We start from the raw sequence: 15,182 nt of genomic DNA on the forward strand, positions 1-15,182 counted from the left end.
TCTTTCGCGGGACCAGGGCGTGAGCTGGACGCAGCAGGCCGGCCTGCCCGCCGGAGCGACGATCTGGATCTCCGCTGGCGTGAGCGACGACGGCCAGGTCATCGTCGCGGTCGCGCTGAACGGCGGCATGTACCGCAGCAAGGACGGTGGCGCCAGCTGGAGCCGCATCGACACGGCCTTCAACGCGGCGGAGAACCTGGACTACGAATCGGTCGCGGTGTCGGCGGACGGCGCTCGCATCGTGGCCGCCGTCATGGGCGGAGGCATCTGGACGTCCGCGGATGGCAGGGCGGAGGCGCCGACCTTCACGCAGGCCGCCGTCGCGGGCGGCGGGCCGATCACCGGCTATTGGCGCGCGGTGGACAGCGATGCAACGGGCATGCGTGTCGTCGCGGCCAGCCACAACGGCGACGTGTGGATCTCCGACGATGGCGGTGCCACCTTCGTGCCACTGTCGGTCTCCGTCGCAGGCAGTGCAATTGCCGACGGCTGGTATCGCATCGCGCTGTCGCGCGACGGCAGCACGCTCGCGTTGGCGGGCAACGAGGACTACGGCATCGGGGTGGTGGCCGGCAGCCGCAGCACGGGCCTGTACGTCGGCCATTTCGCAGCGGGCGGCTGGACCTTCAGCCGCGCCAGCGGTGTGGTCGGCAGCTACACGCGCCTGGCCATCGCCGCCGATGCGCCCACCATCGCGGCCACGCTGTCGGGCACGGGGGGCAAGTGCTGGTCTCCACCAACAACGGCGCCTCGTTCTCGCGCCTGTCCACGCCGGGCAGCGACAGCACGTGGCGCAGCATCGCGCTGACCGGAGACGCCGGCCACGCGCTGCTGGCGGCCGGCACTTTCTTTGGTGATCCGGGAAGCCTCTACGTTTCGTCGGGCGCTCTCGCCCCCTGACCCCTTGCAACCCCGGCTGCAGGCCGGGCTGGTGGCCGGCTGCAAGGGCCGGTCCCCACTCCAGGATGGGCCAGGCGAGTGGCGGGCGGAGAGGTCGCGAGCTTTCTTCTTCGGGACAAGCCCCTGCCGACTTCCTCGCGGCGTGGCGACAATGGGCCGATCGCGCCCACGGCGCCACATCCCGGAGACACCACTGATGAAGTTGCGAACCTTCCTGCGCGCATCGGCGCTGCTCGCCCTGACCCCTGCATGGATGGCGACGCCGCTGCACGCGCAGCAGGCCTTCCCGACCAAGCCCGTGCGCCTAGTCGTGCCGCAGACGCCCGGCGGCGCCAGCGACGCCCTCGCGCGCATCGTGGCGCAGAAGCTCTCGGAGAAATGGGGCCAGCCCGTCGTCGTCGACAACCGCGCCGGTGCTGGCGGCAACATCGGCATGGAGGCCGTGGCCAAGGCGCCGCCTGATGGCTACACGCTGCTGATGTCGTACGTGGGCTCGCATGCCATCAACCCCAGCATCTACAAGAAGCTGCCGTTCGATCCCGAGAACGACTTTGTCGCCGTGGCCAACCTGGCCGACGTGCCTTTTGTGGCGGTGGCGAATCCGAAGCTGCCGATCGCCAACATCAAGGACCTGGCCAACTACGTGGCCAGCGGCAAGGGCCAGGTGACCTTCGGCTCGGCGGGCAACGGCTCGGTGAACCACCTGCTGGGCGAGATGTTCAACAGCGCGGCCAACGTGAAGATGACGCACGTGCCGTACAAGGGCGCGGCGCCGGCGCTGAACGACCTGCTGGCCGGGCAGATCCAGGTGGTGTTCACCAGCCTGCCCAGCGTCGCACAGCACATCAAGTCGGGCACGCTCAAGGGACTGGCCGTCACGGGCAAGCAGCGCGCCGAGGCATTCAAGGACATCCCGACGTTCGTCGAGCAGGGCTACCCCGCGTTCGCCATCAGCCCGTGGTTCGGCATCTTCGCCACCGGCGGCACGCCGCAAGCCGTGGTGCAAAAGATCAACGCCGATATCAACGCCATCCTCCAGCAGCCCGACACGGTGGAGAAGTTCGCCGCGCAAGGCGCCGAGGTCCACATGACCAGCCCGCAGGAGCTGGCCACCATGCTGCACAACGACATCCAGCGCTGGGCCGTGGTGGTCAAGCAGTCGGGTGCGACGGTGGACTAGCCGTTGTCATCCCCGCGGAGGCGGGGATCCAAGGCTTCCATCTTTTGAACTGGAATTCGAAAGCTCCCCATGCAAGTCAAGAAAGTCGCCGGCGCCCTCGGCGCCGAACTCTCCGGCATCGACCTCACGAAGGGCCTGGACAAATCCCAAGCCGCCGAAGTCCGCCAGGCCCTCCTCGACCACCAGGTCATCTTCCTCCGCAACCAACCCCTCACCCCTTCGCAATTCCTCGCCTTCGCCCGTGCGATGGGCGAGCCGATCGAGTACCCGTTCGTGAAGGGCCTGCCCGACTACCCGCAGATCATCGAGGTGAAGAAGCTGGAGCACGAGAAGGTCAACTTCGGCGGCATCTGGCATTCGGACACCACGTACCTGCAGGAGCCGCCCATGGGCTCGATGCTGCTGTCGAAGGAAGTGCCACCCTACGGCGGTGACACGCTGTTCGCGAGCCAGTACGCCGCCTACGAGGCGCTGTCACCCACGATGCAGCGCCTGCTGGACGGCCTGGTGGGGATCTCGAGCTCCGCCAAGGCCGACGTGAGCAAGACGCGCGAGGACCGCATCAAGAGCGACGGCACCGAGGAGGCGAAGAAGGAGTACCGCGCCGAGCACCCCGTCGTGCGCACCCACCCCGAGACCGGCCGCAAGGCGCTGTACGTGAACGTGGCGCACACCGCCGGCATCAAGGGCATGACCGACGAGGAGAGCGCGCCGCTGCTGCAGTTCCTGTTCGCGCACCAGGTGAAGCCGGAGTTCACGTGCCGCTTCGTGTGGGAGCCGGACTCGATTGCCTTTTGGGATAACCGGTGCACGCAGCACAACCCGGTGAATGACTATCACGGGTTCAGGAGGGTGATGCAGCGCATCACGCTACGCGGTGCTAAGCCGGTCTGAGACTTTCCAGTCGCGGCTGGGCGCCGGCAAGTGCTTCGCTTGACAGGGTTTATCCCGGAGCGGTGGCGACCGCTGCATTTCCACTACCGGTGAAACTCAATGCGTCGCTAAACTTCCCCTGCCAAGAAGAAGGGATGGGGAGTACGCAGTGGGACTTGCAGATCGCGACTACATGCGCGAGCGCGCGCGGCGCCGAGAGCACGAAGAACGGCGGCTTCGTCAATCCTCAGATCGACCATTCACACCACCCGAGCCGACACTCGGCTTAAGCCTCAAGTACATCTTCGGCTTTGTGGCGCTGGCGTACCTATGTCTAAAAGTCTTCCACTGGTGGGACGACAGCCATCGATTGCCACCGCCTCCGGCACCGACGGCGATTTCCGCACCTTTTGGACAAGCTGCACCACAAGCGAAGAGGTACCCGCAGCTCACAGGCAATTGGAATCCCGATCGCACGGCACCAGCTTCTGGGCGAATTCCGCCGTCGCCTGCAACGACGGTGGTGAACAAGTGCGTCGTGAACGGTAGGGTCACATTCTCGGATAGCCCTTGTGAGATAGGCGCGAGCGTCTCGCAGGTCTCGATCAATGGGGATCGCAATGTGGCTGACGGGCAGCCTGTGCCGCCTCGTTCGTCCCCGCTGCCGCCACCTGTTAGACAGGTCGTGTCAATCGAGACAGGTCCTTCAATAACGGTGACGGAGGGACCGGATGCTGCGGCTCGCCAGGCTCAGTGCACCTTCCACGAACAAGCGATTCAAGTATCGATGCACGCGCACGCCAGCCAGTCGATCCGGCTGAACAGGATTGGCTATCGGCGAAGCGCAAGGAGCATCGAGACGCGCAGTTTAGGCTGCATTGCTAAGACATGAAGAGTCCTGCTGAAGTCTTGGACGCGTTTGAGAACATACGGCGCGCGCAGCGAGCGGGTGTGTACGCACCGCACAAGCCATTGTTGGCCTTGCTTGCACTGGCAAGGGTGCAACGGGACGAGCCACGGCAAGTCGAATACGGGGAGATTGATGGCGCCCTGAAGCAGCTACTCACAGAGTTCGGGCCAAGCAGTGCACCCAGCTCACGCCACTATCCGTTCTGGCACTTAGCTACAGACGGTCTGTGGGACATCAGTGGGCCGAGGCAAACCTTGGCTCGCGCTCGGGGAGCCACGCCAACGCTGGGAGAACTTCGGCAGGGCCACGTCAAAGGGGGCTTTCCGCTAGATATTGATGCGGCCCTGCGCGCGGATCCATTGCTGCTGCAGACCGTCGCTTCGCGGATGCTCGATACCTACTTCCCGAGCTCGCTACACGGGGACATTGCATCAGCTGTGGGCCTTGACCTCAGCGCTCCGCCTCGGGAACTCCGCGAAGACCCCAGCGCACGTGAGACCTACGCTGAATCTCAGCGCAAACGCCGCGATCCAACGTTTCGTGATCGCGTACTACGCGCCTATGAATATCGTTGCTGCATTTGCGGCTTCGATCTTCGCATCGGCCACATGCCGGCAGGCCTCGAAGCGGCCCACATTCAATGGCACAACGTTGGGGGTCCGGACATCGAGCCAAACGGACTCTCGCTGTGCGCGCTTCACCACAAACTATTCGATCTGGGCGCTTTCACCATCGAGCCGCAAAATCATCGAGTTGTGTTCAGCCAGTACGCTATCAGCGGTGAGCGAGGCACCACTGGGCATCTGCAGTTCCACGGGCGCCAGATCCTTGCGCCGCATGACCCGGGCTTGTCGCCTGCTGCTCAATATCTTGCGTGGAATGCGAGCAATGTGTTCAAGAAGCCTGCTCGAAGTTCGTCGTTGACGAAGAGCGCTGACCAACTCACGTAGGGCCTGTTGCGTTGTTTGTGGAGCACGTGCACTTGCTGTGCGAATCTATGACCGGGATTCCTAGGTCCTGAAGGTATGAGAACGTGCCGTCATAGAACTCAGGATCACGAGTCGGGTCAGCGCCATCGCCTTCAGGCACGACGATCACCATGCCCTGCCGGGCACGCGTGAGAAGAACACGGTATGCATTCTTTTGGTAGGCGCGACGCTCAGCCATCCGTATCTGCTGCCACCGGGACCCCACAAAGGAGCAGTGCTGCCAAGTGCCAGCAGAGTGCCGGAAGTCACCATCCCAAACCACGCAAGACCAATCAAGCTCAAGTCCTTGAACCTGGAACTCAGTAACAACATCTTCTAGATAGAACGACGAACGAACGTCTTCCTTCCCATCAAGGAACCAATGCACGGGATCGACAGGGGCTCGCACGTCGATCGCATGCGGCCTTAGGCGTTGAGCCTGAGACGAGACCATGATCCCGTAACGTTCAGAACCGCGAGCCTTTGTGCGAAGCCACCGGCGTGCCTCTGAAAGGCGGCGGCAGAGCACGATCGGATAGTCGTCCTGGACCAGTTTCAGCGCATCTCGTGCGGCGGCCGCGTCAAGATCAAGCAGATGTTTGACGAAGCTCGAGACGTGCTTCGCCCTGAAGGAGCGCATAGACACGCTCAAGTGAAGCGGCGATTGAGTGAAAACCTGCGGAAGCTTCGCCAGTTCGACCTGCAATGCACTGCCGCCGTACTCGTCACCGGTTAGCTCAGGAGAGATGTAAACGGCCCAATGTGCAAACCGAGCAGATGCAGCGCGCAGCCATTCAACAATCCCAGCTTCTCCCGTGTTGATCTCTTGGCCACCGCCGACCAGGCAGACGATGACGGCCCAGTCTTTGTGCCTGTCCATGCACGAGATCAGAAACTCGGGCTCGGACATCGAAAAGCCAGGTTGGCCCTTCTTCCTTTGCATGAACCCGGATGTCTGCGCCAGATTCCATGCTCGCTGCGCTTCGTCGAAGACGACGATGTGATCGTCAGGTGGACCTGGGTCAACAAGCCCCTCGTCGCGAAAGTGGTGGACGTTCTGGATGAACGCTTTCACTCTCGTGTTCGCAGTTGACTTGGTGATCTTCTCGCCAGCGAGCTCCGCTCGTTCAACTTGGTCGCGGGCTAATGCCTCGCGAAGGATCGCGACGAGTGGTCCATTTCCGGACAGAAACACGCTATGCAACTCACCAGGACGAACGTGCCTCGTCGCGACGTTCAGCCCGGCAAGCGTTTTCCCAGCTCCGGGCACACCCGTGATGAAGCAGATCGCCTTGCTGGACTGCGCGCGGCAGTGCTCAACCACTTCATCAACTACTTTCGCCGTGCTCTCAAGGTTTTCTCCATCAGCACCGCTGCGCGAGATCGCCTCAACCCCGTGGCCGGCGTACAGGGCGGTCGCAGCCTCGATGATGGTTGGCGTGGGTGAATACCTTCCACCCTCCCACTCGTTCACGTCGACGGGGCGCGCTCTGATCTCAGCGCTCGCTCGAGAAAAGGCCTCGAGCAAAGTATGACGAGATGCTTTGACGGGAACGATAACGCCGTCGTCGACGCTACTTCGCCTGAGTTCCAGCTCAGAGGTGCTTGCCTCCGTGGCGATCAGCACAGGGACGATCACCTTGTCGTGAGACGTCTGGTGAAAATTCTTGAGATCTAGGGCGTAGTCCCAAACCTGGTCGACACTGGATGGCGTGAATTCGCTTTCGCCAACCTTGAACTCGAGGACAAAGAGGAAGTCCGGTGTCAGAACGACCGTGTCGATCCTCTTGCCGAGCCGTGGGACAACAAATTCGAAGAAGATTCGACCGAAGAACGCACTCTTCGGGAGTACTTCTTTCAGGATCGCGATCTGGGCGAGCCAAGCGGACTTCTGCGTTAGGTCAATCGCGTGGGTGCTGACCGCGAGAGTGCGCCGAGAATTTCGTCGGAAGAATGGTTGAGGAAGTCAGTGATCGACGCTGAGTAGTAGGCGCGCTGCATGAAGTGGCTGAGGTTTTACCTGCGACCACTGCATACCGTCAAACGTCGATGTTCGCTGCGCGCAACGCATTCGTCTCAATGAAATCGCGCCGCGGCTCCACCTCATCCCCCATCAGCATCGTGAACACCTTGTCCGCCTCGATCGCGTCCTCGATCTGCACCTTCAGCAGGCGGCGCACGTTGGGGTCCATCGTGGTTTCCCACAGCTGCTCGGGATTCATCTCGCCCAGGCCCTTGTAACGCTGGCGCGAGGTGGCGCGCTCCGCCTCGCTGATCAACCAGCGCATCGCCTGGCGGAAGTCGCCGACCTTCTCTTCCTTCGCGCGCTCGCCCTCGCCGCGGCGCACGGTGGCGCCCTCGTGCAGCAGGCCGCGGAAGGTGTCGGCCGCCTCGGCCAGCGCCTTGTAGTCGGCGCCGTGCACGAAGTCCTGCGTGATCACGCTGCTCTTCACGTTGCCGTGGTGGCGGCGGCTGATGCGCAGGATGGGTTTGTCGGTGCGGGCGTCGAACTCGCTGGCCACTTCGGCCGGCGCGGCGTTGGTGGCGCGATCCAGCTCCTGCAGCTTGGCCTGCAGCGCCAGCGCGCTGGCTTCCGCCTCGGGCACCGTGTCCAGGTTGATGTGCACGCCGTCCGCAATCGCGCGCAGGGCCTCGCGGTCCATGTAGTTGGCCAGGCGCGCGATGACGCCTTCGGCCACCTGGTGCTTGCGCGCCAGTTCGGCCAGGGTGTCGCCGGTGATGACGGTGCCGTTGTCGCCGCCGGTGTGCACGCTGGCGCCGTTCAGGGCGATGCGCAGCAGGAAGGTGTCCAGGTCGGCCTGCCCTTGCAGGTACAGCTCCTCCTTGCCGGCCTTGACCTTGTAGAGCGGCGGCTGCGCGATGTAGATGTGACCGCGCTCCACCAGTTCGGGCATCTGGCGGTAGAAGAACGTCAGCAGCAGCGTGCGGATGTGGGCGCCGTCGACGTCGGCGTCGGTCATGATGATGATGCGGTGGTAGCGCAGCTTGGCAACGTTGAAGTCGTCGGTGTCGCCCTTGCCGTTGCTGTTGGCGGTGCCCGCCTTGCCGATGCCGGTGCCCAGCGCGGTGATCAGCGTCAGGATTTCATTGCTGGTGAGCAGCTTCTCGTAGCGCGCCTTCTCCACGTTCAGGATCTTGCCGCGCAGCGGCAGGATGGCCTGGAACTTCCGGTCGCGGCCCTGCTTGGCGCTGCCGCCGGCGGAGTCACCCTCGACGATGTAGATCTCGCAACCCGCGGGGTCCTTCTCCTGGCAGTCGGCCAGCTTGCCCGGCAGGCCCATGCCATCGAGCACGCCCTTGCGGCGCGTCATCTCGCGCGCCTTGCGGGCAGCTTCGCGCGCGCGGGCCGCTTCGATGATCTTGCCGACGATGATCTTGGCGTCGTTCGGGCGCTCCTGCAGGAAGTCGTTCAGCGTGCGCGCCACCACGTCTTCCACCGGGCCGCGCACTTCGCTGGACACCAGCTTGTCCTTGGTCTGGCTGGAGAACTTGGGCTCGGGCACCTTCACGCTCAGCACGCAGGTCAGGCCCTCGCGCATGTCGTCGCCGGTGACTTCGACCTTGGCCTTCTTGGCCATGTCGCCGTCCTCGATGTACTTGTTGATCACCCGCGTCATCGCCGCGCGCAGGCCGGTGAGGTGCGTGCCGCCATCGCGCTGCGGGATGTTGTTGGTGAAGCAGAGCACCTGCTCGTTGTAGCCGCTGTTCCACTGCATCGCGACCTCGACACCGATGTTGGTGTTCTGGTCGCTCTGGCGATCGCCGATGGCATGGAACACGTTGGGGTGCAGCGTGGTCTTGCCCTTGTTGATGAAGTCGACGAAGCCCTTCACGCCGCCAGCGCCGGCGAAGTCGTCGGTCTTGCCCGTGCGCTCGTCGTGCAGCTTGATGTTGACGCCGTTGTTCAGGAACGAGAGCTCGCGCAGGCGCTTCGACAGGATCTCGTAGTGGAAGTCGTTGTTCTCGCGGAAGATCTCAGTGTCGGGCAGGAAGTGCACTTCCGTGCCGCGCTTGTCGGTCTCGCCCAGGATCTGCATCGGGCTGATGTCGACGCCGTCGCGCTTCTCGACGATGCGGTTCTGCACGAAGCCCTTGCTGAACTCCAGCACGTGCACCTTGCCGTCGCGGCGCACCGTCAGGCGCAGCATCTTCGACAGCGCGTTGACGCAGCTGACGCCCACGCCGTGCAGGCCGCCCGAGACCTTGTAGCTGTTCTGGTTGAACTTGCCGCCGGCATGCAGCTCGGTGAGGGCAATCTCGGCGGCCGAGCGCTTGGGCTCGTGCTTGTCGTCCATCTTCACGCCGGTGGGGATGCCGCGGCCGTTGTCCACCACGCTGATGGAGTTGTCGGTGTGGATGGTCACCACGATGTCGTCGCAGTGCCCGGCCAGCGCCTCGTCGATCGAGTTGTCGACCACCTCGAACACCAGGTGGTGCAGGCCCGTGCCGTCGCTGGTGTCGCCGATGTACATGCCGGGACGCTTGCGCACCGCCTCCAGGCCTTCCAGGATCTGGATCGACGACTCGCCATAGGCGGCGGTGGCGCCGGCCTGGTTGGTGTCGATCTGGGGCTGGAAGTTGGAACTGTCCTCGCCTGCGGGACCGGTGTTCACATTGTTTTGATCAGACATTCGGGCACTTCTCTCAAACTCTGGAAGGACCGAACCCGCCGTGGGTGGCGGGTCCTTGGTCCTTGTCGCGGGGCCTCGGCCCGGGAGCTGTCATGCCGGGCCTGACCCGGCATCCAGCAACGGCGCCTGCATCACCACCGGACTGGATTGCGGGGCAAGCCCGCAATGACACCCTCGGGGCGGCGCGGCGGCAGCCGCCTCAAATGCGCATCGGCATCACCACGTACTTGAAGTTTGCGTTCTCGGGATTGGTGATCAGGGCCGAGCTGTTGCTGTCGGCCAGGTCCATCTTCACCATGTCCTGGTCCATGTTGGCCAGGGCGTCGATCAGGTAGGTGACGTTGAAGCCGATCTCGATGGCGTCGCCGCCATAGTCGATATCGAGCTCGTCGACCGCTTCTTCCTGCTCGGCGTTGTTGCTGGCCACGCGCAGCGTGCCCGGCTCGATGTTCAGGCGCACGCCCTTGAACTTCTCGCTGGTGAGGATGGCCGTGCGTTGCAGGCTGGCCAGCAGCGGCTGGCGGCCCAGGGTGACCGAATTCCTGTGGTTCTTCGGGATCACGCGGTTGTAGTCGGGGAACTTGCCCTCGACCAGCTTGGTGACGAACTCCATGCCACCGAAGGCGAACTTGGCCTGGTTGCTGGCGAACTGCATCTCGATGGCACCTTCGGCATCGGACAGCAGGCGCTGCATCTCCAGCACCGTCTTGCGCGGCAGGATCACTTCCTGGCGCGGCACTTCCACGTCGAGCGTGGCGCTGGCGAACGCGAGGCGGTGGCCGTCGGTGGCCACCAGCGACAGCTGCTTGCCCTCGGCCACGAACAGGATGCCATTGAGGTAGTAGCGGATGTCGTGCACCGCCATCGCGAAGCTCACCTGCGCCAGCAGGTCCTTCAGCGTCTTCTGCGGCACGCTGAACACCGGGCCGAAGCTCGCGGCTTCCTGCACCAGCGGGAAGTCCTCGGCCGGCAGCGTCTGCAGCGTGAAGCGGCTCTTGCCGCCCTTGAGCAGCAGCTTGTTCTGGCTGGACTCGAGGCTGACGGTCTGGTCGGCCGGCATGGTGCGCAGGATGTCGATCAACTTGCGCGCGCCCACCGTGGTGGTGAAGTTGCCTGCATCGCCACCGAGATCGGCGGTGGTGCGGATCTGGATCTCCAGGTCGCTGGTCGTCAGCTGCACCTGCCCCGCCGTCTTGCGAATCAGCACGTTGGCCAGGATCGGCAACGTGTGGCGGCGCTCGACGATGCCGGCCACGGACTGCAGCACCGAGAGCACCTTCTCCTGGGGACCTTCAGGACGATCATGGGTTGCCTTCCTCTTCCTCTTGAATTTCTTTAGTTGGGCGTTGTCTTGGTGGGGGGCGCGGTCCGGTCTGGACGACCGCCATTTTCCCCTTTTTCATCAGCTACCTGCCGCACCCGAGCTCAGCCTTTGAGCGTCTGTTCCAGCACGTGCAGCTGCTGGTTCAACTCGGTGACGGTCTGGCGCTCGCTGGCGATCTTGCGCACCGCGTGCAACACCGTGGTGTGGTCGCGGCCGCCGAACAGTTCGCCGATCTCGGGCAGGCTCTTTTGCGTGAGCTCCTTGGCCAGGTACATCGCGATCTGCCGCGGGCGGGCGATGGAGGCCGGCCGCTTCTTGGAGTACATGTCGGCGACCTTGATCTTGTAGTAGTCGGCCACCGTCTTCTGGATGTTCTCCACGCCGATCTGCCGGTTCTGGATCGACAGCAGGTCACGCAGTGCCTCGCGCGCCAGCTGGATCGAGATCTCCTTCTGGTTGAAGCGCGAATAGGCCAGGATCTTGCGCAGCGCGCCTTCGAGCTCGCGCACGTTGGAGCGCACGTTCTTGGCGACGAAGAAGGCCACCTCCTCCGGCATCTCGGCGCTCTCGGCCTTGGCCTTGTTGATCAGGATGGCCACGCGCATCTCCAGCTCCGGCGGCTCGATGGCCACCGTGAGGCCGGAATCGAAGCGGGAGACCAGGCGCTCGTGGATGTCGGCCAGTCCCTTGGGATAGGTGTCCGACGTCATCACGATGTGGCTCTTCTTGGCCAGCAGGGCCTCGAAGGCGTTGAAGAACTCCTCCTGCGTGCGGTCCTTGTTGGCGAAGAACTGGACGTCATCGATCAGCAGGAGGTCGAGGCTGTGGTACTTGTCCTTGAACTCGTCGAAAGTCTTGCGCTGGTAGGCCTTGACCACATCGCTGACGAACTGCTCCGCGTGGATGTAGAGAACTTTGCTGCCGGGCTTGTCCGCCAGCAGGCGGTTGCCCACAGCGTGGACCAGGTGGGTCTTGCCCAGGCCGACGCCGCCGTAGATGAACAGCGGGTTGTAGAGCTGGCCCGGCATGCCGGCCACGTGCATGGCCGCGGCGCGCGCCATGCGGTTGGCCGTGCCCTCGACCAGGGTGTCGAAGGTCAGCGCGGTGTTGAGCCGGTTCTTCAGCGGACCGGGCGCCAAATCGGCGTTGTCCTCTGCCACGTCCGAAGGCTCGGGCGGCGGTGGAAATTCCGGCGCGGCGGCCTGTGGGTAAGACTTGGCGGGGCTCTCGCGCTGAGCGAGCGCTAACTCAAGTTGCACCGGCTGGCCGTAGAGCTTCTCGAGCGTGGCCGCGATGCGGCCTGCGTACTGGGCACGCACCCAGTCGAGCTTGAATCGGTTGGCCACGTACAACGTGACCCGCGAAAAATCATCCGAGACCTTGGCCGCCAGCGGCTTGATCCAGGTGTTGAACTGCTGTTCGGGCAGTTCCTGGGCGAGCTGCTCCATGCATGCCTGCCACAGGCTTCCGCCCGCATTGAGCGCACCGCCTGCTGCCAGGCTGTCGCTGAACCCCTCACTCATTCGGTTGCCGCCTCTGTGGATAGTTGTCTTGCGCGGAAACGGCTCATTGTAAGTTCTCAAGGCGTTATCCACACCGGGTTTTCGCCATTGCCCGGCCATCCCTCCAGGGCTTGACGGGTGACCGGTTTCTTGCTGGGGTGACGCAAATCGCGGATAATCGCGGGTTCCCCGGAAAGACAACACCATGAAACGCACCTACCAACCCTCCAAAGTGCGCCGCGCCCGCACCCACGGCTTCCTGGTCCGCATGAAGACCCGTGGCGGCCGCGCCGTCATCAACGCCCGCCGCGCCAAGGGCCGCAAGCGCCTGGCCGTCTAAGCTGCTGTCCGGGCAGCTGGCGCGGCCACGTTCGCACGCCGTGCAGCGGCTGAGGACCCGGGCGCAGTTCGAAGCCGTGATGGCGGGCGGCACCACCGTCTCCCGCACCGAGCACTTCGCGCTGCACCGCGCTGCCCTGCATGCCGCCAGCAACCCGGTTCCTGCAGCCGCCCCGACCGGCGGCTCCCCTGCAGACCAGGCCACAGGGCCGCGATCGCAACGATCGGCGGCCCTGTTTGCTGTCCAAGGGGAACCCTGGCTGGGTGCCATCGTTCCCAAGCGCTGGGCCCGGCGGGCCGTCACCCGCAACGCCATCAAACGCCAGATCTACACCGTGAGCCTGGATTTCGAAGCCACTCTGCCCGCCGCCGCGCATGTGGTGCGGCTGCGTGCCGGCTTCGACAAGAGCCAGTTCCACAGCGCCACCTCGCCGGCCCTCAAGCAGGCGGTGCGCGCCGAGCTGCAGCGCCTGTTCGCGGGCGTCCGCCGATGATCCGCGCCGTGCTGATCGGCCTGGTGAAGGGCTACCGCCTCGTGCTGTCGCCCTGGGTCGGCTCGGCCTGCCGTTTCACGCCCACCTGTTCGGCCTATGCGCTCGAGGCTCTCGAGCGCCATGGAGCCGCGGCCGGCAGCTATCTCACGGTGGCGCGGCTCGGCCGTTGCCATCCCTGGTGCCAGGGCGGCACCGATCCCGTGCCGGCCGACAGGCCCGCGCTGTTCTCCCGTCTCGTGGCCCCGTCCACGCACAAAGAATCCTCATGACTGACATTCGCCGCACCATCCTGTGGGTGATCTTCGGCTTCTCCATGGTGCTGCTGTGGGACCAATGGCAGGTGCACAACGGCAAGCCGGCCACCTTCTTCCCGCAGGGGACCAAGGCCACGGCCAAGGCGCCGCAGTCGCCGGCCAGCGCCACGCCGCCCACGGCAACGACCGCGGCGGCGGCGACGCCCGCCTCTCCTGGTGCCGTGCCCGGCGCGACGCCCGCTCCCGCCGCGCAAGGCGAACGGTTCACCGTCACCACCGACCTGCTGCGCCTGACCTTCGACACCCAGGGTGGCTCGCTGGTGGGCAGCGAATTCCTCAAGGTGGCCGCCGATGCCAAGCAGGGCAAGACCAGCGGCACCTTCACGCTGCTGCAGGAGAGCCCCGAGCGCGTGTACGTCGCGCAGTCGGGCCTGGTGGGCGGCGACTTCCCGAACCACACGACGGTGATGACGGCCAGCGGCGACCGCGAGCTGCGCGACGGCGCCAACGAGATCAAAGTGCGTTTCGAGTCGCCGGAGAAGAACGGCGTCAAGCTCGTGAAGACCTGGACCGTCAAGCGCGGCGAGTACGCCATCGCCGTCAAGCACGAGATCGTGAACACGGGCGCCACGCCGGTGTCGCCGCAGCTGTACATGCAGATCGTGCGTGACGCCAAGGATGCGGGCAGCGGCTCGAGCTTCTATTCCACCTTCACCGGCCCGGCCGTCTTCACCGAGGAAGGCAAGTACCAGACGGTGAAGTTCGAGAACATCGACAAGGGCAAGGTCGACATCCAGAAGACCGCGTCGCACGGCTGGGTGGCCATGGTGCAGCACTACTTCGCCAGCGCCTGGCTGCTTCCCGACGGCATCAAGCGCGAGCTGTTCGTGCGCACGGTGCCCAACACGCTGGCGCCGGCACTGGGCGAGCACCTGTATGCGGTGGGCATGATCGCGCCGGTGGATGGCCTCGCGCCGGGCGCCAGCAAGTCGGTGCCGGCCACGTTCTTCGCCGGCCCGCAGGAAGAGAAGCGGCTGGCCAGCCTCGACCCGGACCTGGACCGGGTCAAGGACTACGGCCACTTCTACATCATCGCCAAGCCGTTGTACTGGCTGCTGACCCAGATCCACGCCGTCATCGGCAACTGGGGCTGGTCGATCATGGCGCTGGTGCTGCTGATCAAGATCGCCTTCTACTGGCTGCAGGCCAAGGGCTACGAGAGCATGGCCAAGATGAAGGCCATCAACCCCAAGGTCACGGCCCTGCGCGAGCGCTACAAGGACAACCCGCAGCAGATGCAGCAGGAGATGATGCGCATCTACCGCGAGGAGAAGGTCAATCCGCTGGGCGGCTGCCTGCCGATCGTGGTGCAGATCCCGGTGTTCATCGCGCTGTACTGGGTGCTGCTGTCCACGGTGGAGATGCGCAATGCGCCGTGGATCGGCTGGATCCACGACCTGGCCTCGCCGGACCCGTTCTTCATCCTGCCGGTGGTGATGACGCTCACCACGCTGCTGCAGACGGCCCTGAACCCCGCGCCGCCCGACCCGGTGCAGGCCAAGATGATGTGGATCATGCCGCTGGCGTTCTCGGTCATGTTCTTCTTCTTCCCGGCCGGCCTGGTGCTGTACTGGATCACGAACAACGTGCTGTCCATCGCGCAGCAGTGGCTGATCAACTGGCGGATGGGTGTGCCGCCGCAGTTCAACCTGCCGAAGTTCGGCAAGAGCTGATGCAACAAGGGCCGCACGACGCGGCCCTTTTTCCTGGTGCCCTCGCAAGGGCG

The 15,182-nt window shown here is 64.4% G+C and carries 11 protein-coding genes and 1 pseudogene; 8 read left to right on the top strand and 4 right to left on the bottom strand.

The genetic code is table 11. The features are described from left to right. The first annotated feature begins 19 nt into the window (after positions 1-19). From ACPWT1_RS04380 to ACPWT1_RS04395, 4 genes are all read left to right on the top strand, one after another. Positions 20-808, top strand: a complete 789-nt coding sequence (locus ACPWT1_RS04380; protein WP_427914194.1) for a WD40/YVTN/BNR-like repeat-containing protein — start codon at positions 20-22, stop codon at positions 806-808. 288 nt (positions 809-1,096) lie between these two features. After that, positions 1,097-2,080, top strand: coding sequence for a Bug family tripartite tricarboxylate transporter substrate binding protein (locus ACPWT1_RS04385; protein ID WP_427914195.1), 984 nt, complete (start codon positions 1,097-1,099; stop codon positions 2,078-2,080). Between the two features lie 69 nt (positions 2,081-2,149). After that, on the top strand, positions 2,150-2,974 hold the full coding sequence (locus tag ACPWT1_RS04390) for a TauD/TfdA dioxygenase family protein (RefSeq protein ID WP_427914196.1): 825 nt from the start codon (positions 2,150-2,152) through the stop codon (positions 2,972-2,974). An 867-nt stretch (positions 2,975-3,841) separates the two neighbouring features. Then, positions 3,842-4,813: a phosphorothioated DNA-binding restriction endonuclease gene (locus ACPWT1_RS04395; RefSeq protein ID WP_427914197.1), complete on the top strand. Its 972-nt coding sequence runs from the start codon at positions 3,842-3,844 to the stop codon at positions 4,811-4,813. Here the strand turns inward: ACPWT1_RS04395 and ACPWT1_RS04400 are convergent. The 4 genes and pseudogenes from ACPWT1_RS04400 to dnaA form a co-directional block, all read right to left on the bottom strand. Next, entirely contained in the window at positions 4,806-6,458 is a 1,653-nt protein-coding gene (locus ACPWT1_RS04400; protein ID WP_427914198.1) for a DUF2075 domain-containing protein, read from the bottom strand. The genes ACPWT1_RS04395 and ACPWT1_RS04400 overlap by 8 nt on opposite strands. A gap of 412 nt (positions 6,459-6,870) precedes the next feature. Continuing rightward, positions 6,871-9,483 carry a DNA topoisomerase (ATP-hydrolyzing) subunit B gene (gene gyrB, locus ACPWT1_RS04405; protein ID WP_427914199.1) on the bottom strand — a complete coding sequence of 871 codons (2,613 nt, stop codon included), beginning with the start codon at positions 9,481-9,483 and terminating at the stop codon, positions 6,871-6,873. Positions 9,484-9,682: 199 nt separating this feature from the next. Further along, positions 9,683-10,788 (bottom strand): annotated as a pseudogene (dnaN, locus tag ACPWT1_RS04410) (DNA polymerase III subunit beta). Positions 10,789-10,908: 120 nt separating this feature from the next. Further along, positions 10,909-12,330, bottom strand: coding sequence for a chromosomal replication initiator protein DnaA (gene dnaA, locus ACPWT1_RS04415; protein WP_427914200.1), 1,422 nt, complete (start codon positions 12,328-12,330; stop codon positions 10,909-10,911). A gap of 184 nt (positions 12,331-12,514) precedes the next feature. Here dnaA and rpmH point away from each other — a divergent pair, with 184 nt between their 5' ends. From rpmH to yidC, 4 genes are read left to right on the top strand one after another with little or no spacing between them, the layout of a single operon-like run. After that, a complete protein-coding gene (rpmH, locus tag ACPWT1_RS04420; RefSeq protein ID WP_027101598.1) occupies positions 12,515-12,649 on the top strand; it encodes a 50S ribosomal protein L34 in 135 nt (44 codons plus the stop codon). 40 nt (positions 12,650-12,689) lie between these two features. Further along, a complete protein-coding gene (locus tag ACPWT1_RS04425) occupies positions 12,690-13,142 on the top strand; it encodes a ribonuclease P protein component (protein WP_427914201.1) in 453 nt (150 codons plus the stop codon). After that, a complete protein-coding gene (gene yidD, locus ACPWT1_RS04430; RefSeq protein WP_427914202.1) occupies positions 13,139-13,411 on the top strand; it encodes a membrane protein insertion efficiency factor YidD in 273 nt (90 codons plus the stop codon). Before ACPWT1_RS04425 ends, yidD begins: the two co-directional genes overlap by 4 nt. Beyond that, complete coding sequence (yidC, locus tag ACPWT1_RS04435) at positions 13,408-15,129, top strand: membrane protein insertase YidC (RefSeq protein WP_427914203.1); 1,722 nt, start codon at positions 13,408-13,410, stop codon at positions 15,127-15,129. The genes yidD and yidC overlap by 4 nt, the downstream gene beginning before the upstream one ends. Positions 15,130-15,182 lie beyond the last annotated feature (53 nt).

Origin of the sequence: Ramlibacter sp. MMS24-I3-19 (assembly GCF_050320135.1) — a bacterium.
In the GTDB taxonomy this organism is placed as follows: Bacteria; Pseudomonadota; Gammaproteobacteria; order Burkholderiales; family Burkholderiaceae_C; genus Ramlibacter.

Excerpts from the sequence above, each read along its gene's own strand:
- yidD (WP_427914202.1), top strand. The coding sequence starts at position 13,139 with ATGATCCGCGCCGTGCTGATCGGCCTGGTGAAGGGCTACCGCCTCGTG.
- ACPWT1_RS04385 (WP_427914195.1), top strand. The coding sequence starts at position 1,097 with ATGAAGTTGCGAACCTTCCTGCGCGCATCGGCGCTGCTCGCCCTGACC.
- ACPWT1_RS04390 (WP_427914196.1), top strand. The coding sequence starts at position 2,150 with ATGCAAGTCAAGAAAGTCGCCGGCGCCCTCGGCGCCGAACTCTCCGGC.
- rpmH (WP_027101598.1), top strand. The coding sequence starts at position 12,515 with ATGAAACGCACCTACCAACCCTCCAAAGTGCGCCGCGCCCGCACCCAC.
- ACPWT1_RS04395 (WP_427914197.1), top strand. The coding sequence starts at position 3,842 with ATGAAGAGTCCTGCTGAAGTCTTGGACGCGTTTGAGAACATACGGCGC.
- dnaA (WP_427914200.1), bottom strand. The coding sequence starts at position 12,330 with ATGAGTGAGGGGTTCAGCGACAGCCTGGCAGCAGGCGGTGCGCTCAAT.
- gyrB (WP_427914199.1), bottom strand. The coding sequence starts at position 9,483 with ATGTCTGATCAAAACAATGTGAACACCGGTCCCGCAGGCGAGGACAGT.
- yidC (WP_427914203.1), top strand. The coding sequence starts at position 13,408 with ATGACTGACATTCGCCGCACCATCCTGTGGGTGATCTTCGGCTTCTCC.